At 65.7% G+C, this 22,061-nt stretch carries 15 protein-coding genes and 1 pseudogene; 9 read left to right on the plus strand and 7 right to left on the minus strand.

Going from position 1 to position 22,061, the window contains the following annotated elements; genetic code table 11:
* From sufC to AWC07_RS17535, 4 genes are read right to left on the minus strand one after another with little or no spacing between them, the layout of a single operon-like run.
* The gene (sufC, locus tag AWC07_RS17520) at positions 1–783 is read right to left on the minus strand and encodes a Fe-S cluster assembly ATPase SufC (RefSeq protein WP_036414796.1); all 783 of its coding nucleotides are present in this window, start codon (positions 781–783) and stop codon (positions 1–3) included.
* Positions 783–1,952, minus strand: coding sequence for a Fe-S cluster assembly protein SufD (sufD, locus tag AWC07_RS17525; RefSeq protein WP_036414793.1), 1,170 nt, complete (start codon positions 1,950–1,952; stop codon positions 783–785). The genes sufC and sufD overlap by 1 nt, the downstream gene beginning before the upstream one ends.
* Positions 1,949–4,468, minus strand: a complete 2,520-nt coding sequence (gene sufB / locus AWC07_RS17530; protein ID WP_036414791.1) for an intein-containing Fe-S cluster assembly protein SufB — start codon at positions 4,466–4,468, stop codon at positions 1,949–1,951. The genes sufD and sufB overlap by 4 nt, the downstream gene beginning before the upstream one ends.
* Complete coding sequence (locus AWC07_RS17535; RefSeq protein WP_036414789.1) at positions 4,465–5,250, minus strand: helix-turn-helix transcriptional regulator; 786 nt, start codon at positions 5,248–5,250, stop codon at positions 4,465–4,467. The genes sufB and AWC07_RS17535 overlap by 4 nt, the downstream gene beginning before the upstream one ends.
* Before the next feature lie 53 nt (positions 5,251–5,303).
* On the opposite strand from AWC07_RS17535, the gene mptB reads away from it, so the two are divergent.
* The 4 genes from mptB (at position 5,304) to AWC07_RS17555 (ending at position 9,825) form a co-directional block, all read left to right on the plus strand.
* A complete protein-coding gene (mptB, locus tag AWC07_RS17540) occupies positions 5,304–7,016 on the plus strand; it encodes a polyprenol phosphomannose-dependent alpha 1,6 mannosyltransferase MptB (RefSeq protein ID WP_036414787.1) in 1,713 nt (570 codons plus the stop codon).
* Entirely contained in the window at positions 7,013–7,963 is a 951-nt protein-coding gene (locus tag AWC07_RS17545; protein ID WP_036414786.1) for an ABC transporter ATP-binding protein, read from the plus strand. The genes mptB and AWC07_RS17545 overlap by 4 nt, the downstream gene beginning before the upstream one ends.
* Positions 7,964–8,028: 65 nt before the next feature.
* Positions 8,029–8,739, plus strand: coding sequence for an ABC transporter permease (locus AWC07_RS17550; protein ID WP_425271258.1), 711 nt, complete (start codon positions 8,029–8,031; stop codon positions 8,737–8,739).
* A 150-nt stretch (positions 8,740–8,889) separates the two neighbouring features.
* The gene (locus AWC07_RS17555; protein ID WP_036414871.1) at positions 8,890–9,825 is read left to right on the plus strand and encodes a COX15/CtaA family protein; all 936 of its coding nucleotides are present in this window, start codon (positions 8,890–8,892) and stop codon (positions 9,823–9,825) included.
* On the opposite strand, the gene AWC07_RS17560 is transcribed toward AWC07_RS17555, so the two are convergent.
* Positions 9,775–10,629 carry a hypothetical protein gene (locus tag AWC07_RS17560; protein ID WP_036414783.1) on the minus strand — a complete coding sequence of 285 codons (855 nt, stop codon included), beginning with the start codon at positions 10,627–10,629 and terminating at the stop codon, positions 9,775–9,777. The genes AWC07_RS17555 and AWC07_RS17560 overlap by 51 nt on opposite strands.
* 19 nt (positions 10,630–10,648) lie before the next feature.
* On the opposite strand from AWC07_RS17560, the gene AWC07_RS17565 reads away from it, so the two are divergent.
* Both AWC07_RS17565 and AWC07_RS29855 read left to right on the plus strand, forming a co-directional pair.
* On the plus strand, positions 10,649–11,635 hold the full coding sequence (locus AWC07_RS17565) for a quinone oxidoreductase family protein (protein ID WP_036414781.1): 987 nt from the start codon (positions 10,649–10,651) through the stop codon (positions 11,633–11,635).
* A gap of 123 nt (positions 11,636–11,758) precedes the next feature.
* A pseudogene (locus AWC07_RS29855) lies at positions 11,759–11,905 on the plus strand (YbaB/EbfC family nucleoid-associated protein); the annotation flags it as partial.
* Positions 11,906–12,042: 137 nt separating this feature from the next.
* Here the strand turns inward: AWC07_RS29855 and otsB are convergent.
* Both otsB and AWC07_RS17580 read right to left on the minus strand, forming a co-directional pair.
* The gene (gene otsB, locus AWC07_RS17575) at positions 12,043–15,780 is read right to left on the minus strand and encodes a trehalose-phosphatase (RefSeq protein WP_036414771.1); all 3,738 of its coding nucleotides are present in this window, start codon (positions 15,778–15,780) and stop codon (positions 12,043–12,045) included.
* Positions 15,781–15,959: 179 nt separating this feature from the next.
* A complete protein-coding gene (locus AWC07_RS17580) occupies positions 15,960–16,943 on the minus strand; it encodes a heme o synthase (protein ID WP_139829750.1) in 984 nt (327 codons plus the stop codon).
* A gap of 293 nt (positions 16,944–17,236) precedes the next feature.
* Between AWC07_RS17580 and tkt the strand changes: the two genes are divergently transcribed.
* The 3 genes from tkt to zwf are packed head-to-tail and all read left to right on the plus strand — an operon-like array spanning position 17,237 to position 22,007.
* Positions 17,237–19,327 carry a transketolase gene (gene tkt, locus AWC07_RS17585; protein ID WP_085105167.1) on the plus strand — a complete coding sequence of 697 codons (2,091 nt, stop codon included), beginning with the start codon at positions 17,237–17,239 and terminating at the stop codon, positions 19,325–19,327.
* A 14-nt stretch (positions 19,328–19,341) separates the two neighbouring features.
* On the plus strand, positions 19,342–20,460 hold the full coding sequence (gene tal / locus AWC07_RS17590; RefSeq protein ID WP_036415638.1) for a transaldolase: 1,119 nt from the start codon (positions 19,342–19,344) through the stop codon (positions 20,458–20,460).
* Positions 20,457–22,007, plus strand: a complete 1,551-nt coding sequence (gene zwf, locus AWC07_RS17595; RefSeq protein WP_036415635.1) for a glucose-6-phosphate dehydrogenase — start codon at positions 20,457–20,459, stop codon at positions 22,005–22,007. The genes tal and zwf overlap by 4 nt, the downstream gene beginning before the upstream one ends.
* The last annotated feature ends 54 nt before the right edge of the window (positions 22,008–22,061 follow it).

Here is a 22,061-nt window from a genome sequence, read left to right on the forward strand (position 1 = left end):
TTACGCCCCCGCGGCCGCAGCTTGGGTGAAGCGCACGTAGCCGTTTTCCTCCAGCTCGTCGGCCAGTTCCGGGCCACCGGATTCGACGATGCGGCCGCCGACGAACACGTGCACGTGTTGCGGATGGATGTAGCGCAGGATGCGGGTGTAGTGGGTGATCAACAGGACGCCGCCGTGCTCGGTTTCGGCGTAGCGGTTCACGCCCTCGCTGACCACCCGCAATGCGTCGACGTCCAAGCCCGAGTCGGTCTCGTCGAGGATGGCGATCTTGGGTTTGAGCAGCTCGAGTTGCAGGATTTCGTGCCGCTTCTTCTCGCCACCGGAGAAGCCTTCGTTGACGTTGCGTTCGGCGAAGGCCGGCTCGATGTCGAGTGCGGCCATCGCCGCCTTGACCTCTTTGACCCAGTGCCGCAGCTTCGGCGGCTCGCCGCGGATGGCGGTTGCCGCCGAACGCAGGAAGTTCGACATCGAGACGCCGGGCACCTCGACGGGATACTGCATGGCCAGGAATATTCCGGCTCGCGCTCGCTCGTCGACGCTCATGGCCAACACGTCGGCGCCGTCCAGCGTGATGGATCCCGAGGTCACCTGATACTTGGGGTGGCCGGCGATGGCGTAGGACAGGGTGGACTTCCCCGAGCCGTTGGGACCCATCAAGGCATGTGTCTCACCGGATTTCACGGTCAGCTCGACGCCTTTGAGGATGGGAATGTCCCGCTCTCCGTCGGCGGCGTTGGGGTTCTCGACGCTGACGTGCAGGTCTTTGATTTCCAGGGTCGTCATCAGGCTGTTGATCTCGATTCCGTGATGGCCAGTTCGTGTTCGATGGCTGCGGTCAGGCGTTCGCGTACCTCGGGCACCGCAATCTTGGCGATGATCTCACCGAAGAAGCCGCGGATCACCAGCCGGCGGGCCTGCTCTTCGGGGATGCCACGAGAGCGCAGGTAGAACAGTTGCTCTTCGTCGAAACGTCCGGTGGCGCTGGCGTGTCCGGCGCCGACGATCTCGCCGGTTTCAATCTCCAGGTTGGGCACCGAGTCGGCGCGGGCTCCGTCGGTGAGCACCAGGTTGCGGTTCGTTTCGAAGGTGTCGGTGCCGGTCGCCTCGGCGCGGATCAGGACGTCACCCACCCAGACGGTGTGGGCGTCAGGCCGCGACGAAGCTGGATCTCCTTGCAGCGCACCCTTGTACAGCACGTTCGACTTACAGTCAGGGTGCGCGTGGTCGACCAGCAGCCGTGATTCCAGGTGCTGGCCGTCGTCGGCGAAATACAGCCCCAGCAGCTCGGCATCGCCGCCGGGGGCATCGAACCGCACGTTGGCCGCCATCCGAACCACCTCCCCGCCCAGCATGACCGCAACGTGCCGCAGCACCGCATCCTTGCCCAGCCGGGCGTGGTGGGCACTGAGGTGGACGGTGTCATCGGCCCAGTCCGCGATCCACACGACGGTGAGCCGGGCGGCGTCGTCGACGACGAATTCGACATTGTCGGCGTACGTTCCGCTTCCCCGGTTGTCGATGATGACGACGGCCTCGGCCAGCTCCTCGACCCGGATCTGTAGATGCCCGTAGGCGACCGCGCCTTCGCCGGGGCCGGTGACGGTGACGTTCACCGGCTCGCCGATTGGCGTGTCCCGTCCGATGATAACCAGGATCGCCGAGTTGAACGACGAAAATGCTTGCGCCGCAACCCGGTCGGCCGGAACGCCGCCTTGCCCGAGCCGCTTGTCACCGCGGCGCACCGTCTCCACGCTGATGCCGGGGTGCTCGCTGACCGTGATCTGGGCAGCGCCGGTGGCCGGCGCCGAGCCGTCGTGCAGGCCGCGCAACCGCTTCAGCGGGGTGAAGCGCCAAATCTCGTCGCGGCCGTGCGGAACCTCGAAAGCGTCGACGTCGAAAGACGCGAACAGCTCACCCTTATTCAGTCCGGCTTTCACAGGAGCGGACGTCATCCGACCGCGCCCTCCATCTGCAGCTCGATCAGCCGGTTGAGCTCGAGCGCGTACTCCATCGGCAATTCCTTGGCGATCGGCTCGACGAAGCCGCGCACCACCATCGCCATGGCCTCATCCTCGGTCATGCCGCGGCTCATCAGGTAGAACAACTGGTTCTCGCTGACCTTGGAGACGGTGGCCTCGTGGCCCATCGTGACGTCGTCCTCGCGGATGTCGACGTAGGGGTAAGTGTCGCTGCGACTGATCGTATCTACCAACAGCGCATCGCATTTCACGCTGGACTTGGATCCGTGCGCGCCCTTGTTCACCTGGACGAGACCACGGTAGGAGGTGCGGCCGCCACCGCGGGCCACCGACTTGGACACGATGTTGCTCGACGTGTTGGGCGCCAGGTGCAGCATTTTGGCGCCGGTGTCCTGGTGCTGGTCTTCGCCGGCGAACGCTACCGACAGCACTTCACCTTTGGCGTGTTCGCCGGTCATCCAGACCGCCGGGTACTTCATGGTCACCTTCGACCCGATATTGCCGTCGACCCACTCCATGGTGGCGCCGGCTTCGGCGCGGGCCCGTTTGGTGACCAGGTTGTAGACGTTGGTCGACCAGTTCTGGATGGTGGTGTAACGAACGCGCGCATGCGGTTTCACGATGATTTCGACCACCGCTGAGTGCAACGAGTCCGACTTGTAAATGGGAGCAGTGCAGTTGTGCACCGCAAACCCGTAGGCCAGGTAGCTGTCCGGCTCCTCGACATCGAGGTTGTACACCGGCTCGTGCGCCTCGCGTACTGCCCGCTTCTTGATCGGCACCGCGAAGTAGTCGCCACAATCGCGGGCCTGCTTGGGCCCGTGGCCGCCCTCGGTCCATTGAACGTGGTAGATGTCCTTGCGGATGACGTTGCGCCCCTGGATCACACCGGGGCCGGCAGCGCGCCGCAGTTCGACGGTGGCGTAGTGACCCAGCCGCGCCAGAATGGCCTGTAACTGGAACGCCCAGACACGCGAGGTCGTGTGTGCCCGCTTCCACAGCGCGCCGCCACGCCGGGTGGTGTTGCCGTCACCGTTGACGTAGGCGTCCACCAGCTCCCGCAGGAACGTCTCGTCCTGACGCATCAGTAGGTCCGACAGCTTCTTGTTCGACGACCCGATGCCGACATTGTCGCGCATCGCGGCATAACCCGCCTTGGTGTAGACGGTGACGCGAGCCGAATGCTTGTGCTCCTCGACCAACACAGAGCCCGATTTCTCGTACAGCGCCTTGCACGCCTGCCGCACATCCTCGACATACTCGAACTCGTCGCTATGGAATGAGAAGCTCAGTGACTCACAACCATTCGTCAAACATGCATGACCCTCGGCCAGGTAGTAACCAGCCAACCGTGCGAACTCAAGCGGCAAAACTGCCTTGTGCGGGATTGGCTTCGGCTTGGGATAGACCAGGAAGTCGCCCTCGGCGACGTCTTTCGCCGGGATCCAACGGGGCTCGGCGCGACGCAGCTTGGCGCTGTCGACTTCAGCCTTCCACCCGTTGCGCTCGTTACGCTTGACACGCACCTCCCGGCGCGGAATGACAAGCAACGGGTGCTCTGCCGTGACGGAGAACTGGTTTGCGGGCGACATCGGGGTAAAGCTGAACAGCTCGCCGTTAAGGTCGCGCATTTGCACGGCAGTCACGCGGTGCGGCAGCCCGTCGTGGCCGGTGACGTAGTCACCCACACGGATCGATTCGATGGGTCGCAAATCGCCGTCGGCCGTAGTTATCAGCTCCCCGGCGGGCAGACAGCCCTCTACGTAGTGCACGTAGGAACCCTCGTCGGCGATGATCAGTGTTCGCTCGAACTGGCCCATGTTCTCGGTGTTGATCCGGAAATAGGCCTGCAGCGGAATGTCGACGTGCACGCCGGGCGGGACGTAGATGAAGGATCCGCCACTCCACACTGCTGTATTCAGCGCGGAAAACTTATTATCTCCTGCTGGAATTACTGTTCCAAAGTATTTCTTAAATATTTCCGGGCGCTCTCGCAAACCAGTATCAGTGTCTAAGAATACGACCCCTTGGGCCTCTAAATCCTCTCTGATCTGGTGGTAAACAACTTCTGACTCATATTGTGCCGCTACACCAGCAACTAATCTCTGCTTCTCCGCCTCCGGAATTCCCAGCCGGTCGTAGGTATTCCTAATATCTTCTGGCAAATCATCCCAAGTGGCGGCCTGCTTCTCGGTAGAGCGCACGAAGTACTTGATGTTGTCGAAGTCGATGCCCTCGAGGTTGGAGCCCCAGCGCGGCATCGGCTTGCGCTCGAAGATACGCAACGCCTTCAGCCGGTTCTGCAGCATCCACTCGGGCTCGTTCTTCTTCGCGGAGATGTCGCGAACCACCGCCTCGGACAGCCCGCGCTGAGCGCTGGCGCCGGCGACATCGGAGTCGACCCAGCCGTAGCCGTAGCGGCTCAGCGAGGCGATGGCCTCCGCCTGGGTCAGCGGCTCGGCAGCGGTCTTGCTGGCCTCAAGGGTCATACGGACGCTCCTTTGATGCTCGTAGTGTCGCGGCGCGGGCTGGGCGCCGGGGTTAAAGGCACGTGGGTGGTGCAGGCGCAGTCGCCGTTGACGATGGTCGCCAACCGCTGCACGTGGGTTCCCAGCACTTCGGCCATGGCCTGCTGTTCGGCTTCGCACAACTCCGGGAATTCCTCGGCGACATGGGACACCGGGCAGTGATGCTGGCAGATTTGCACACCATGGATCGGCCCACCCACGCGGGTGGTGGTGGCGACGTAACCGGCTTTGGTCAACGCGTCAGCGATCCGCTCCGCGGCCGCTTCCACCGCGGCGTCGCCGTGGCCGTCGGCCCGGGCGACATCGGCCAGAATCGCGTCGATGCGTCGCCGCGCGAACGTCCGCACCGCGTCCTCGCCGCCGATCTCCCGCAGTTGCCGCATGGCCGCCGACGCCAAGTCGTCGTATGAGTGGTCCAGCTTGGCCCGCCCGGCCGAGGTCAGCCGGTAACGCTTGGCGGGCCGTCCGCGTCCCGCCTGCTGCCACGGTGCGGCCGGTACGGATTCCGCGTCGCCCGCTTCGATGAGCGCGTCAAGATGACGCCGCACACCGGCGGCCGACAGCCCCAACCGGTCGCCGATCTCACCGGCGGTGATCGACCCGGATTCCACCAGCAAGCGCACAATGGCGCGACGGGTATGACCGTCCGGGACCGCGGCTGGGACAGCAGGAGTAGCTGCCGGGATTTTCACAACACAAGTGTGACGTAATTCCAGGGAGCTGTCTAGCGAGGGTGCCCTCACGCCGCAACGCGGCGCGCCCGCCCATCCCGAGTCGCCGGGGCTAGGCTGCTGTGATGGCAGCGCGCCACCACACGCTGAGTTCGTCGATCGCCAGCCTCCACGGCGACGAGCAGGCGGTGGGCTCGCCGCTGAATGCCGCCGAACTGACCGCACTGGCGCGCACCCGGCTGTTCGGCGCCACCGGCACGGTGTTGATGGGCATCGGTGCCCTGGGCGCCGGCGCCAGGCCGGTGGTGCAGGATCCCACCTTCGGGGTCCGGCTGCTCAACCTGCCGTCGCGAATCCAGACCGTGTCATTGACGATGACCACCACCGGAGCCGTCATGATGGCGCTGGCCTGGCTGATGCTCGGCAGGTTCGCGCTGGGCAAGAGAAAGATGTCGCGCGGCGACCTGGACCGCACCCTGATGTTGTGGATGGTGCCGCTGCTCATCGCTCCGCCGATGTACAGCAAGGACGTCTATTCCTACCTGGCCCAAAGCCAGATCTCCCGCGACGGACTCGACCCCTACCGGGTGGGCCCGGCGTCCGGTCTGGGCCTGGGCCACGTGTTCACGCTGTCGGTTCCCAGCCTCTGGCGGGAAACGCCGGCCCCCTACGGTCCGCTGTTCTTGTGGATCGGTCGCGGAATCTCCGCGCTGACGGGAGAAAACATTGTCGCCGCGGTGCTCTGCCACCGGTTGGTGGTGTTGATCGGCGTGGCGATGATCGTGTGGGCTACGCCGCGGCTGGCGCGGCGCTGTGGTGTGGCCGAAGTCAGCGCGCTGTGGTTGGGCGCGGCCAATCCCCTGCTGTTCATGCACCTGGTCGCCGGTATCCACAACGAGGCACTGATGCTCGGGCTGATGCTGACCGGCGCCGAAATCGCGCTGCGTGGCATCGATTTGGGAAAAGCCTCGCGACTGATGCCAAGATCGTGGCGTCCGGGCGCGGACTGGGAACCACTGGCCATGCTGCTCGGCGGGTCGATCCTGATCACCCTGTCATCGCAGGTGAAGCTTCCTTCCCTGCTGGCGTTGGGCTTCATCACGATGGCCTTGGCCTACCGCTACGGCGGCACGATAAAGGCGTTGCTGCTGGCCGGCGGCGGCATGGCGGCACTGTCGCTGTCGGTGATGGCCATCGTCGGATGGGTCAGCGGGCTTGGCTTCGGCTGGGTCTACACGCTGGGCACCGCCAACGTGGTGCGCAGCTGGATGTCGCCGCCGACACTGCTGGCGCTGGGCACCGGGCAGGTGGGCATTCTGCTGCGGTTGGGCGATCACACCACCGCGGTGTTGTCGCTGACGCGTGCCATGGGTGTGCTGATCATCATGGTGATGGTCTGCTGGTTGCTGCTGGCGGTGTTCCGCGGCCGGCTGCACCCGATCGGCGGCCTCGGAGTCGCGTTGGGCATCACGGTGCTGTTGTTCCCCGTGGTGCAGCCCTGGTATCTGCTCTGGGCCATTATTCCGATGGCGGCGTGGGCAACCCGCACCGGATTTCGGGTGGCCGCCATCGTCGTCACGCTCATCGTCGGCATCTTCGGGCCGACCGCCAACGGGGACCGTTTCGCGTTGTTTCAGATCATCGATGCCACCCTGGCCAGCGCAATCATCGTGTTGGTCCTGATAGCGCTGACCTACCACCGGTTACCGTGGCAAGGACCGCCGACGGGTAACGGCGAACCCGGCCAACGCGCGCCCATGGATCCGGTCCCCGCAGCTGAGACTTCGGCGACCCGGCGGCCGACGTCGGCGCCGGACGCCTACGCTGACTCCACGTGAGCTCGGCCTCCCAAGCGTCCCCAGGAGACGCCGTAATAGTCCGGCTACGTGAAGTGACCAAGCGGTACGGATCCCTGACGGCCGTCTCCAGCCTTGACCTCGAGGTGCGGGCCGCCGAGGTATTGGCGCTGCTGGGCCCCAACGGTGCCGGCAAGACCACAACCGTCGAGATGTGCGAGGGCTTCGTGCGCCCGGATACCGGAACCATCGAGGTGCTCGGACTGGACCCGATCGCCGACAACGCGCGGCTGCGCCCACGCATCGGCGTGATGCTGCAGGGTGGCGGCGGCTATCCAGCTGCACGCGCCGGTGAAATGCTGAACCTGGTCGCCGCCTATGCGGCCGACCCGATCGATCCGCGGTGGCTGCTGGACACCCTGGGACTCACCGAGGTCGCCCAGACCACCTATCGGCGGCTCTCCGGTGGACAGCAGCAGCGACTTGCGCTGGCCTGCGCCCTGGTGGGGCGTCCCGAGCTGGTTTTTCTCGACGAGCCCACTGCCGGCATGGACGCCCACGCCCGGCTAGTGGTATGGGAATTGATCGACGCCCTGCGCCGCGACGGTGTGACAGTCGTGCTGACCACCCATCAACTCAAAGAAGCTGAGGAACTCGCGGACCGGCTGGTCATCATCGACCACGGCATCACGGTGGCCGCGGGCACCCCGACCGAGCTGACACGCACCGGAGCCAAAGACCAGCTGCGGTTCACCGCACCACCGCGGCTTGACCTGTCGCTGTTGGCTTCCGCGTTGCCCGAGGACTACCAGGCCTCCGAGTCAACGCCCGGCGAGTACCTCGTCGAGGGCCCGGTCAACCCGCAGGTACTGGCAACCGTCACCGCCTGGTGCGCGCAGATCGACGTGCTGGCCACCGATATGCGGGTCGAACAACGCAGCCTCGAGGACGTGTTCCTGGATCTCACCGGCAGGAAATTGCGACCGTGACCGACAAGACGCTGTTTCCCCCGGGGACCTTCGCCCCGAATCCACGCCCCAATGCCGTATCCCGGATGCTGGCCGCACAGTTCGGGCTGGAACTCAAACTGTTGCTGCGCAACGGCGAGCAGCTGCTGCTGACCATGTTCATCCCGATCACCCTGCTGGTCGGACTCACGCTGCTGCCGCTGGGCTCCTTCGGGCAGCACCGCGCCGCCACCTTCGTGCCCGTGATCATGGCGCTCGCCGTGGTCTCCACCGCGTTCACCGGCCAGGCCATCGCGGTCGCGTTCGACCGCCGCTACGGGGCACTCAAACGGCTCGGCGCAACCCCGCTACCGGTCTGGGGAATCATTGCCGGCAAGTCTTTGGCCGTGGTTGCCGTGGTATTTCTGCAAGCAATCATCTTGGGCGCCATCGGCTTTGCGCTGGGCTGGCGACCGGCGCTGGCCGCGCTGGCTTTGGGGGCGGCCGTCATCGCGCTGGGCACCGCGGGCTTCGCCGCGCTGGGGCTGCTGCTCGGCGGCACGTTGCGGGCCGAGATCGTGCTCGCGGTCGCCAACCTGATGTGGTTCGTGTTCGCCGGGTTCGGGGCGCTCACCCTCGAAACCACGATGATCCCGACGGCCATCAAATGGGCAGCCCGGCTTACCCCGTCCGGTGCGCTCACCGAGGCGCTGTCGCAGGCGATGATCCTGTCGGTGGACTGGTTCGGGCTGATCGTCCTGGCAGTCTGGGGAACGCTGGCCGCGGTGGCGGCGCGTCGCTGGTTCCGCTTCACCTGATCGGGCACCGGCGAGCCCGCCGAGATTGCCGCCAGGGTCGTTGGCCTAGCTGAAACCACGACCATGGGCAGCAATCTCGGCGCGACGCCCGCTTCTACTACGCGACGTAGTTGTCGTTACGATCGGGCGGTGACCGTCGGACGAACGCTGATGCGGTTGGTGGACCTGCTCCCCGAACCGAGTCTGCGGGTGCAGCGCGCAATTGCCGCCGCCGTCATCTTGACCCAGGGCGGCATAGCGGTCACCGGCACGATCGTGCGGGTCACGGCGTCCGGCCTGGGTTGCCCGACCTGGCCGCAGTGCTTTCCCGGCAGTTTCACCCCGGTAGCGGTTGCCGAGGTGCCGCGGATCCACCAGGCGGTGGAATTCGGCAACCGGATGATCACCTTCGCGGTCGTGATCGCCGCGGCGCTGGCCGTGCTGGCGGTCACCAGGGCGCGCCGGCGGGCCGAGGTGTTGGTGTACGCGTGGCTGATGCCGGCCTCGACGGTGGTGCAGGCCGTGATCGGCGGCATCACCGTGCGCACCGGGCTGCTGTGGTGGACGGTGGCCATCCACCTGTTGGCGTCCATGACGATGGTCTGGCTGTCGGTGTTGCTCTACGTCAAGGTCGGCGGGCCCGACGAGGGGGTTGTTAGCCGGCTCGTCGCTCGCCCGCTGCGTGTGCTCACGGTGTTGAGCGCGGTGAATCTGGCCGCGGTTCTGGTCACCGGCACGCTGGTGACGGCCGCGGGGCCGCATGCCGGTGACAAGAGCCCCACCCGCACGGTGCCGCGGCTGAAAGTCGAGATCAACACCTTGGTGCACCTGCATTCGTCGCTGCTGGTTTCCTACCTGGCGTTGCTGGTCGGCCTCGGATTCGGGCTGTTGGCTGTCGGTGCGACCCGGTCGATCTTGCGGCGCCTCGCCGTGCTGCTCGCCCTGGTTTTCGCGCAGGCCGGGGTGGGCGTCGTCCAGTATCACACCGGGGTGCCTGCCGCCCTGGTCGCACTCCACGTCGCCGGGGCCGCAGCGTGTACCGCGGCCACCGCGGCGCTATGGGCGTCGATGCGAGAACGGGCCCAGCCCCAACCGCTCCAGCGCTGACTCCACGCACACCGCGAACTGGCGCTGGCCCCGATCGCGGGCCGTTGCGTCCAACCGCCGCCAACCCAGCGACGGGTCCACCAGTTGCAGTTCCAGCAGCCGCCTGTCGATCAGATGGGCTCGCGCATAGAGCAACTCGCCGATGCCGACGCCCGACGCGGCCGCCGCAGCACCCAGCGCCGCGGCGCCGATCTCCCAGAGTTCGAAATCGGGCTCGCCCTGACGCAGCGCGTCATCCTGCGAAGTGAAGGCGTGCGACGGCTGGCCCCCGAGGAAGATCAGCACGGTTTCGGCGGCCGGGTCGGCCGTCTGCACCAGCACCGGATGGCCGCCTTGCTGACGTTCGGCGATATACGCAGCGGCCGCCGCGGGATCACTGAACCGGCGGGCACCGGTGCCGACGGTTGGGCTGACGAAGACCCGTCCGGCATGCGGCGCCCGGATCTGCTGGCCCGGCGTGCATATCTCACCGGGGACGGTCGGCACTCCCCGACTAGCCAGGTCGTCCAGATAGCGCCGGTCGGCGTTCCAGGCGACGACCGAAGGCGGATTCAGCAGGTTGGCCACGCTGTTGGTCCAGGGCAAGAACTCGTCGAGGCGCCCGGCGTAATCGCGGGTGGCCCGCAATATCACCAGATGCGCGCGAGCCACGTCGGGATGGTCCCAAGGTAACCAATGGGCGTGTAACCCACGGTGACGCAGCGCCGCAGCCAGCCCGACGTCGTCGCCGTCGCCGGCGGGCTGCCGCGGCCAACCCGCCAACACGACGCGCGGATGGAAGATATCCGGCCGGGCAAGCTTCATGCCCGGGCATGATAGCCAGATGCACGCAATCGAAGTCAGTGAAACGGGCGGCCCCGAGGTTTTGCGTTACGTCGAGACACAACAACCCGAGCCCGGCCACGGCCAACTGCTGATCAAGGCCGAGGCGATCGGCGTCAACTTCATCGACACGTATTTCCGCTCAGGGCAGTACCCACGGCCACTGCCGTTCATCATCGGCTCCGAGGTGTGCGGCACCGTGGTGGCCCTCGGCGACGGAAGCGCGACGGCCAATGGCGCCATCGCTGTCGGCGACCGGGTAGTCAGCGCGTCAGCAAATGGCGGCTACGCCGAATTTTGCACGGCCCCAGCTTTTTTGAGCGCCAAGGTGCCGGACGGCGTCAGCTCCGAGGTGGCGGCGTCGGCGTTGCTGAAGGGCCTGACCGCCCATTACCTGCTGAAGTCGGTGTACCCGGTGCAATCCGGCGACACCATCTTGGTGCATGCCGGCGCCGGCGGTGTCGGACTGATCCTGACGCAGTGGGCCACTCAACTGGGAGTGCGGGTGATCACTACCGTCTCCACCCCGGAGAAGGCCAAGCTGTCCCGGGAAGCCGGTGCGGCCGAGGTTCTCGGCTACCCCACCGACCCCGCGCAGTTCGCCGATCAAATCCGAGCGCTGACCGACGGGGCCGGTGTGGCGGCCGTGTACGACGGCGTGGGCGCCACCACGTTCGACGCCAGCCTGGCCAGCCTGGCCGTCCGCGGGACGCTGGCGCTGTTCGGCGCCGCCTCCGGTCCGGTTCCACCGGTCGACCCGCAGCGCCTCAACGCGGCCGGGTCGGTGTATCTGACCCGCCCGTCACTGGTCCATTTCCTGCGCACCGGCGAGGAATTCGGCTGGCGCGCCGCCGAGCTGTTCGACGTCATCGGCGGCGGAGTGGTCAACGTGGAAATCAGCGGTCGCTACCCGCTGGCCGAAGCGGCCCGGGCACATCAGGACTTGCAGGGCCGCAAGACGACTGGCTCAATAATGTTGCTGCCGTGAGTCGCTGACCCCGCCGCGTGAATCGACGGAGATAACATGAGCCCTGCTCATCACTTCCAGGTCAGACGGATGTTTGATCAGGCCGACGCCGTGATGTCTCTTCTCGACCAGCAGGTTCACCGGATGAGCGCCGAGGCGTTCACCGCGACACACCAGACAGGTGCCGTCGAGGTGACGGTTAACGGGCATCGAAGCCTGACCGGACTCAGCATCCACCCGGGGATACTTGGCATGGGCGCCCATGAAGTGGGCCAGATGATCAACGAAACCATCAGTGCGGCAAGCGATTACGCAGAGGAATGCATAACTGCTGATGTCGCGGAGTTTGCAGACAGTATTGCCGATGCCCTGGTGGTAATGCGTGTCGCCTGCCTGGCCGTTGGACACCGCGAGGGCGAACCTCAGGCTCAGGTGAATCGGACGACGCTGCCCGGTATCAGGCGTTCCACTCGTCCGCGGCATTCCACTTCCACCGGTGGCACATCACGCGGTTCGACGCTGATCTCCGCGCCCTTGCCGCTGACCCGCAGGTGTAAGTGGTTACCGCGGTAATGAATCGGAAAGCCAAGTGCACCAAGGTATTCCGGCCAGAGCGGAGACAGCACTATGCGGTCTCCCCGGATCTCGAGGCCGGTGAAGCACCGTTGCACGAAATCGACGCTGCCGGCCATGGCGGCCAGGTGGACGCCTTCCGACGTGGTGCCGCCCTGGATGTCGGCGATATCGGACTTGAGCACTTGCTGGAAGAACTCCAGCGCCCGATCCCGATTGGCCCGCGCCAGCACCCAGCCATGGACGACCGCACTCAGCGTCGACCCATGTGACGTACGCGCGAGGTAATAGTCGACCATCTCCGGAATCCGGCGCGGATCCAGGTGATAGTCCAGCCGGTCCAGCAGCTCCCGCAATTCATCGGCCGACAGCAGATAGAGCAGCATCAGCGCGTCGGCCTGCTTGGAGGCCCGGTATCGGTTGACGTCGTCGTCCTCGGCTTCGAGGATGCGGTCGAGCCGCTGAATATTGCGGTACCGCCGCCGGTAAGCATCCCAATCCAGTTCCAATAATTGCTCGTATCCTTCGAACTGGCTGATCACACCATCGTGGAACGGGACGAACATGCGCCTGCTGACGTGGTCCCAGTGGGCGAGTTCCTCGTCGGTCAAGCCCAGCTCTTCGCACAGGTCCAGCCGGTTCGGCAGCGGCATCAGCTGCAGTGCGTCGATCGCCCGCAGGATCACCCAGACCGCCATCACGTTGGTATAGGCGTTGTTGTCCACGCCGTCGTATGGCCGGTCCGGGTAGCCGGAGTGGAATTCGTCGGGCCCGATGACTCCGTTGATGGTGTAGCGGTCGCGGTCCCGATCGTAGGTGGCACGGCTCACCCAGAACCGGGCGATCTCGGCCATCATCTCGGTCCCGTAGTCGATCATGTACGCCAAATCACCGGTGACCTGATAGAAGTTCCACACGTTGTAGGCGACGGCGATACCGATGTGGTGCGCGCGATGGCTGGCATCGGGACGCCACCGGCCAGATCGCGGATTCAGGTGCTGTTCCGGGCTTTCCTCTCGCCCGTCGCTGCCGGACTGCCACGGGTACATGGCGCCGCGGTAACCGGCCAGCTTGGCCGCGCGCCGCGCTTCCACCAAGCGCCGGTGCCGGTACCGCAGCAACGACCGGGTGACCGTGGGAACTCGCAGATTCAGCACCGGAAAGATGAACAGCTCGTCCCAGAAGATATGGCCGCGGTACGCCTCGCCATGCAGACCGCGGGCCGGGACTCCGACATCGAGTTCCTCGCTGTTGTAGGACACCGTCTGCAGCAGATGCAGCAGGTGCAGCCGCAGGACTCGCAATTCTTCGGTGTGGTTGCTGAATTCGATCGACAACCGCTCCCACAGATGCGCCCAGGCGAGCCGGTGGGCAGCACAAATCTCGGCGAATCGTCCTTGGCGGGCGAGCCTGCGCTCGGCTCCGGTCGACGGGTGTGACGTGGCCACGTCACGTCCGGTCACCAGGGTGACGATCTTCTCCACGGTCAGCGGCTGACCCGGTTTCAGGTCGGTGAAGATCTGGTGGCCGATTTCGAATTCCTCGTCGAGCAGTCGATACGTCGCGGGCGCCGGCGTATCGCCGTGCCACACGCTGGTCCGCGCGGCGAGTGCGACCGGGATCTTCGACTGGGTGGTCTCGACGGCCAGCAGCACCGAATTCTCTGACAGCGCAACCTTTTCCAGTCCCTGTAGGTGATTGCTGGCCAAGTCCCGGTAACGCTCCACCCCGGAGTTGCGGACGCCGGCGTCCAGGGTTGACCGGATCTCGATTGTCCCCTCCCAGTCCTGGGCCACGATGGTGGTTTGCAGCGCCGCCACGTGCGCCTGGTTCATCGCAACGAACCGGTGCTGCGTTATCGAGGTGGTGCGACCAACGTCGTCGCGGTACGTCAGCTCCCGAGTGAGCACCGCACCGCGCAGGTCGAGAGTCTGGCGGTAGGACAGCAATGTCACCGCGTCGAGGTCCAACCAGTCACCGTCGTTGACGCGGAAGGTCAGCGGAAGCCAGTTGGGCAGATTCACCAGGCTTTCGTGCGCAGTCCGAGTACCGGCGACCAGATCATCGAGCCGGTTGTACACAGCGGCGGCATACGTTCCCGGATAATGGACTTGACCGGCTTTCGATTCCGGAGCGGCCCCTCGAGTGGCGAAGTAACCGTTGCCCACCGTGCACAGCGCTTCGCGCAGCTTTTCGTTGGGCGGATCGTAACCCTCCCAGGTGAAAGTCCAACCGCGAGCGCGCGTCTCGTGGTCGTATGCCAGCCACCTGGCGCCGCGCCGGACGAAGTCACGGGCTTCGGTGGGGCTGGTCAGCGTGAAGCTGGCAGCGGTCGGGCGGTCACCGTCCTCGTCGTGCCGGACGACGACCCCGATACCGCTGAACCGCACCGCGTCGAAGGCGTCCTCGTCGGTGAGATCGCCACCGATGTAGATCGGCAGCAGCCGGCCTGGTTGGGCCCCCGATCCGACCCCCGATTCGACCCCCGATTGGCCGCTCGATTGAACGATGTGATCGCGGATCCAGGCAAGTGCGGTGCCCTTGTCCCAGTCGACATCCGGGTGCAGTTCGACACTCCCGGGGCCGGTAGTGAGCCGAAGGCCTTGTCGTCGGCTCTGCCGGTGCACTGCCGCGATCACCTCGGGCACCCGCTCGTGCGCGACCTTGCCATAGTGCACACGGACGCCGAACCGGGTGTGTTCGACATGCGCGCCCGATGTCGGGCCCAGCTCGTCGCGAAGTTCGGTTGCCGCGCTTGCCAGCACGGCCACCGCGGCGGCCGCCGCGTCATGGTGATACCGAGTGCCGTCGGGTGCCATGAGCTCAAAGCCGTGGCTGCCGGCATACCAGATGCCCGGCAGCCCTATCCGGTCGCGAAGATCCGCCAGATCCCGGCCGGACAATATCGCGACCGGGCACTGCACCGCCAGATCCGCCAGCGCCTCGGCTGCGCCGTCGACCAGCGTTGCGAGGTCGGGGTCCGGCACGATCTCCGACAGTGTGCTGTCGTAGTTCACGCAGACGACCGGCTGCCGCCCGGAGACCATCCCGATCACCTGACCATAGGAATCCAGCGCGTTGGGGCGCCGCGACATGCATTCGTCGCCGGTGCGGACCATGACGTCGGAGAGATTGGCGACGACGACGTCGGCGCCGCAGTGCAGTAGCTCGTCGGAATGCCCATCCTGGTCGAGACCGATGACGTCGGCGAAGCCGCACTCACGGGCCGCCGCCACGCCGCCGCTATCACCCGCAACCACCGCCGACCGCTCCGCGGCCACACCCAGCTTGACGGCGGCCGCTAACAGGCCGGTGCAGTAGCGCTTGGTGGGCAGTTCCGCTGCCTCCGTAGGGGCTCGCTCGACCCGGGCGGTGAACGGTTCGGCGATCCCCGCCGCCTCCAGCACTCGGACGCTGTGGCCGCCCGGCGAGTAGAGGGCGGTGACCACACCGGCCTGGCGGAGCCTATGGGCGAGCGCGAGGGTCGACTCCATCACCGAGTCGTCGGGCTCGGGCCGCCCCGGAACGGCAGGAGTGTCGAGTACGAAGACCACGCCGTCGTGCCGACGCGGATCGATCGTGAACGACTTCATCGAGAGGATCCCCCTAGGCCCGGGTACTCAACGTCTCATGTTCGCGCGCATCGGCAACTGCGAGAACCCTTTCCGCGCCATCCGAGCATTTCGGCAGCCGATTAGTGACAAAGGTCCCGCCGAGCTGAGGCAGCTTGACCATGGCGGCACGCCGTTCGGAAACTAGAGCCGCTCGAAAACTAGAGCAGGGTAGGCAGGCCCAGCGCCGAGTCGACCGCCAGCGCGCAGAAGACCAACGCCAGATAGTTGTTCGATTGCAGGAACAGGCGCAGCGGCTTGACCGGCTCACCGGCGCGCACCCCGGCGTCCAGCTGATGTGCCATCGCCAGGAACCACGCACCCGCCACCACGGCGACCGCCGCGTACAGCCACCCGGTCGCCGGCGTCAGCGCCAGCGTCGCCAACACGGTCAGCCAGGTATAGATCAGGATCTGCCTGGTGACCTGACGTTCGGTCGCCACCGCGGGCAGCATGGGCACGCCGGCCTCTTGGTAGTCCTCCTTGTACCGCATCGCCAATGCCCAGGTATGCGGCGGCGTCCAGAAGAAGACGATCGCGAACATCGCCAGCGCCGGCCACGCCAGGGTGCCGGTGACCGCCGACCAGCCGATCATCACCGGCATGCAGCCGGCCGCCCCGCCCCACACCACGTTCTGGGAGGTGCGGCGCTTGAGCAGCAGCGTGTAGACGAACACGTAGAACGCCACCGTCGCCAGGGCCAGCAGCCCGGACAGCAAGTTCGTCGTCCACCACAGCCAGAGAACGGAGACCACCGTCAGCGCCAAACCGAACACCAGCGCGCTTCTGGTCGGCACCGCGGCACGCGCGAGCGGCCGGCGCGCCGTCCGCTTCATCACCTTGTCGATGTCGGCGTCGGCCACACAGTTAAGGGTGTTCGCGCCGCCGGCGGCCATCATCCCGCCGATCAGTGTGTTGAGGATGACCAGCGGATGGACGCTGCCGCGATCGGCAAGCAGCATCGCCGGTATCGCGGTGACCAGCAGCAGCTCGATGACCCGCGGCTTGGTCAACGCCAGGTAGGCCAGCGCCGTTGCGAGCGTGCGGCTTTTCTTCGACGTCGCAATGCCCGGCGCGTAGTGCCGCCTGGCCATGCCAGGTATGCCAGGTATGCGGCCCGTCGCGACGCGGCCACGAACGCTCACGCAATAACTCCTCGGGGAACGGCCGCGCACAGCTTCTACTACGCACGATGGTAGACGGCGTGGCCGCGGCAGCAGCGCCGCAGGGTCGATTCACAGCAACTTTTCCGGCCTTGCGGCACTGATTGCACAGCGTACGCAGCCGACAGGCTATTTTCACCGTGCTGTTGGAAGCTTTGCGACAGGCCGCGATGGTTACTCCAACTTGGGGCCTGCAACCGCCGGCCATCCCGCACTAGGGTGGGATTGATCAGTTTGATGACCCTGGCCTGCGGACTGAACTGAGGACTGAATCTGTGACCACACTCGAAGAGATCTCGACGCTTACCCAACCGCGCCATCCCGACGACTGGACCGAGATCGATTCGGCTGCGGTCGACACCATCCGGGTGCTGGCCGCCGACGCGGTCCAGAAGGTCGGCAACGGTCACCCCGGAACAGCCATGAGCCTGGCTCCGCTGGCCTACACCCTTTTTCAGCGCACGATGCGCCACGATCCCAGCGATACCACCTGGCTGGGCCGCGACCGGTTCGTGTTGTCGTGCGGGCACAGTAGCCTGACCCTCTACATCCAGCTGTACCTCGGCGGGTTCGGCCTGGAGTTGTCCGATATCGAATCGCTGCGCACCTGGGGCTCCAAGACCCCGGGACACCCGGAGTTCCGGCACACCCGAGGTGTGGAGATCACCACGGGCCCGCTGGGTCAGGGGCTGGCGTCAGCGGTCGGGATGGCCATGGCGTCGCGGTACGAGCGTGGTCTGTTCGACCCGGACGCCGAACCAGGCACCAGCCCCTTCGACCACTACATCTACGTGATCGCCTCCGACGGGGACATCGAAGAGGGGGTGACCTCCGAAGCGTCATCGCTGGCCGCCGTCCAGCAGCTGGGCAATCTGATCGTGTTCTACGACCACAACCAGATCTCGATCGAGGACGACACCGACATCGCGTTGTGCGAGGACACCGCGGCTCGCTACCGCGCCTACGGCTGGCACGTGCAAGAAGTCGAGGGCGGCGAGAACGTCGTCGGGATCGAAGAGGCCATCGCCAACGCGAAAGCCGCCACCGACCGGCCGTCGTTCATCTCGCTGCGCACCATCATCGGCTACCCGGCGCCGAATTTGATGAACACCGGTAAGGCGCACGGCGCGGCCCTGGGCGACGACGAAGTCGCCGCAGTGAAGAAGATTCTCGGCTTCGATCCCGACAGGAAATTCGAGGTGCGCGACGACATCATCGCCCACACGCGCACACTGGTGGACCGGGGCAGGGAAGCGCACGAGAAGTGGCAGGCGGAGTTCGACGCCTGGGCACAGCGCAAACCCGAACGCAAGGCGCTGCTGGACCGGTTGACCGCCGAGCAGTTGCCCGACGGCTGGGACGACGACCTGCCGCATTGGGAACCCGGGTCCAAAGCGCTGGCCACCCGAGCGGCGTCCGGCGAGGTGCTGTCTGCGCTGGGACCGAAGCTGCCGGAGTTGTGGGGTGGGTCCGCAGACCTGGCCGGCAGCAACAACACCACCATGAAGGGCGCGGATTCCTTTGGGCCACCGTCGATTTCAACCAAGGATTACACCGCGCACTGGTACGGCCGCACCCTGCACTTCGGGGTCCGCGAACATGCGATGGCCGCCATTTTGTCCGGCATCGTGCTGCACGGCCCTACCCGCGCCTACGGGGGCACGTTCTTACAGTTCTCCGACTACATGCGCCCGGCGGTGCGACTAGCTGCGCTGATGGATATCGACACCATCTACGTCTGGACGCACGATTCGATCGGGCTGGGCGAGGATGGGCCGACCCACCAGCCGATCGAGCACCTTGCGGCGCTGCGGGCGGTTCCCCAGCTTTCGGTGGTACGCCCGGGCGACGCCAACGAGACCGCATACGCCTGGCGCACCATCCTGGCCCGCGGCAACGGCAGCGGTCCGGTCGGGTTGATTTTGACCAGGCAGGGCCTACCGGTGCTCGAGGGCACCAGCGCCGAGGGCGTCGCCCGCGGCGGGTATGTCCTTGGCGACGACAGCGACGACGAGCCTGACGTGGTGATAATCGCCACCGGCTCGGAGCTGCAGCTCGCGGTCGAGGCACAGAAGTTGTTGGCGGACAAGGACATCATCGCGCGAGTGGTGTCGATGCCCTGCGTGGAGTGGTTCGAGTCCCAGCCATCGGAGTACCGCGACAGCGTGCTGCCGCCGTCGGTGTCGGCCAGGGTCGCCGTCGAGGCCGGTGTCGCGCAGTGCTGGCACAAACTGGTCGGCGACACCGGCGAGATCATCTCGATCGAGCACTACGGCGAATCCGCCGACTACAAGACATTGTTCCGGGAGTACGGCTTTACCGCGCAAGCGGTTGCCGCTGCCGCCGAACGAGCACTCGACAACTGAGAAAGGGCGTTTCAATGACTCAGAACCCCAACCTCGCTGCGCTCAGCGCCGTGGGCGTATCCGTGTGGCTGGACGATCTGTCCCGCGACCGATTGAATTCGGGCAATCTGCAGGAGCTGATCGACACCAAGTGTGTTGTCGGCGTGACCACCAACCCGTCCATCTTCCAGAAGGCGCTGGCCGAAGGCGACGCCTATAACGGCCAGATCGCCGAGCTGGCCGAGCGCGGAGCCGACGTGGACGCCACGGTGCGCACCGCCACCACCGACGACGTGCGCCGGGCTTGCGACGTGTTCACTCCGGTGTGGGAGGCTTCCGACGGACTGGACGGCCGGGTATCGATCGAGGTCGACCCGCGGCTGGCGCACGACACCGACAAAACGATCCAGCAGGCGGTCGAGCTGTGGAAGATCGTCGACCGGCCGAACCTGTTCATCAAGATTCCGGCCACCAAGGCCGGCCTGCCCGCTATCACCGCGGTTCTGGCCGAAGGGATTTCGGTCAACGTCACGTTGATCTTCTCCGTCGAACGCCACCGTGAGGTCATGGACGCCTACCTGGCCGGAATCGAGAAGGCGCGAGAAGCCGGCCAGGACCTGTCCAAGATCCATTCGGTGGCATCGTTTTTCGTTTCCAGAGTGGACACCGAAATCGACAAACGGCTGGAAAAGCTGGGATCGCAAGAAGCGCTGGCATTACGCGGGCAGGCCGGGGTGGCCAATGCCCGCCTCGCCTATGCCGCCTACCAGGGAGTCTTCGGGGGCGAAGACCGTTACCGAGCCCTGAAGGCACACGGCGCCCGCGTACAACGACCGCTATGGGCTTCGACCGGCGTCAAGAATCCCGACTACGCCGACACTCTTTATGTCACAGAGTTGGCGGCTCCCGACACGGTGAACACCATGCCGCAACCGACGCTGGACGCCGTCGCCGATCATGGCGTGATCAATGGCGATACGGTCAGCGGCACCGCATCCGATGCCCAGCAGGTATTCGACAAACTTCAGGCGATCGGCATAGACCTGGCCGATGTGTTCGTCGTGCTGGAGGACGAAGGCGTGGCGAAGTTCGAGGCGGCGTGGACCGAGCTGCTCAAAGAGACTCAGGCGCAGCTCGACTCCGTCACCAAATGAGCGCAGCTCGCAACTCCGCCGCCACGCAGTGGCACAACCCGCTGCGCGACAAGCTGGACAAGCGGCTGCCCAGAATCGCCGGTTCGTGCGGCATGGTGATCTTCGGTGTCACCGGAGACCTGGCCCGCAAGAAGGTGATGCCGGCCATCTACGACCTGGCCAACCGCGGGCTGCTGCCGCCCACATTCGCGCTGGTGGGATTCGCCCGCCGAGACTGGGACACTCAGGATTTCGGCCAGGTGGTCCACCAGGCAGTCAAAGAACACTGCCGGACCCCGTTCCGCCAGGAGAACTGGGACCGGCTGGCCGAGGGATTCCGTTTCGTGCCAGGCTCTTTCGACGACGAGCAGGCTTTCACGCGGCTCGCTGAGACACTGGAGAAGCTCGACGCCGAGCGCGGCACCGGCGGCAATCACGCCTTCTACCTGGCCATCCCGCCCAAGGCATTCCCGGTGGTCTCCGAGCAGCTGCACAAGTCGGGACTGGCCCGTCCGCAGAGCGACCGCTGGAGCCGGGTCGTCATCGAGAAGCCGTTCGGCCACGACCTGGACAGTGCCCACGACCTGAACAAGGCTGTCAACGCCGTCTTTCCGGAGGAATCGGTCTTCCGCATCGACCACTACCTGGGCAAAGAGACGGTGCAGAACATCCTGGCGCTGCGGTTCGCCAATCAATTCTGGGATCCGATCTGGAATGCGCACTACGTCGACCATGTGCAGATCACCATGGCCGAAGACATCGGCCTGGGTGGTCGGGCCGGCTACTACGACGGTATCGGCGCGGCCCGTGACGTGATCCAGAACCACCTGATGCAGCTGCTGGCACTGACCGCGATGGAGGAGCCGGTCAGCTTCAAACCGTCAGCGTTGCAGGCCGAAAAAATCAAGGTGCTCTCGGCAACCCGGCTCGCTGAACCGCTCGACGAGACCAGCAGCCGTGGGCAATACACGGCCGGCTGGCAGGGCGGCGAAAAGGTGGTGGGCCTGCTCGACGAGGAAGGTTTCGCTCAGGACTCCACCACCGAGACGTTCGCCGCGATCACTCTGGAGGTCGACACCCGCCGCTGGGCCGGTGTGCCGTTCTATCTGCGCACCGGAAAACGACTGGGCCGCAGGGTGACTGAGATCGCATTGGTCTTCAAGCGAGCGCCGCATCTGCCGTTCGACGCCACCATGACCGACGAGCTCGGAGCCAACGCTTTGGTCATCCGGGTACAGCCGGACGAAGGGATGACCCTGCGGTTCGGATCCAAAGTCCCGGGCACTGCGATGGAAGTCCGCGACGTCAACATGGACTTCTCCTACGGCTCGGCGTTCGCCGAAGACTCGCCGGAGGCCTACGAGCGGCTCATCCTCGACGTGCTGCTCGGCGAACCGTCGCTGTTTCCGGTCAATGCGGAGGTCGAATTGGCTTGGGAGATACTGGATCCCGTCCTGGATTACTGGGCGGCGCACGGGAAACCCGACCCCTATGAGGCCGGCACGTGGGGCCCGGATTCGGCCTTCCAGATGCTGCACCGCACCGGCCGGGAATGGCGGCGCCCATGATCCGCGCCGGCGACGATGCAGAGCGAAGCGATGAGGAGGAGCGGCGCAAATGAT

This window comes from Mycobacterium gastri, from assembly GCF_002102175.1.
GTDB classification, from domain to species: Bacteria; Actinomycetota; Actinomycetes; order Mycobacteriales; family Mycobacteriaceae; genus Mycobacterium; species Mycobacterium gastri.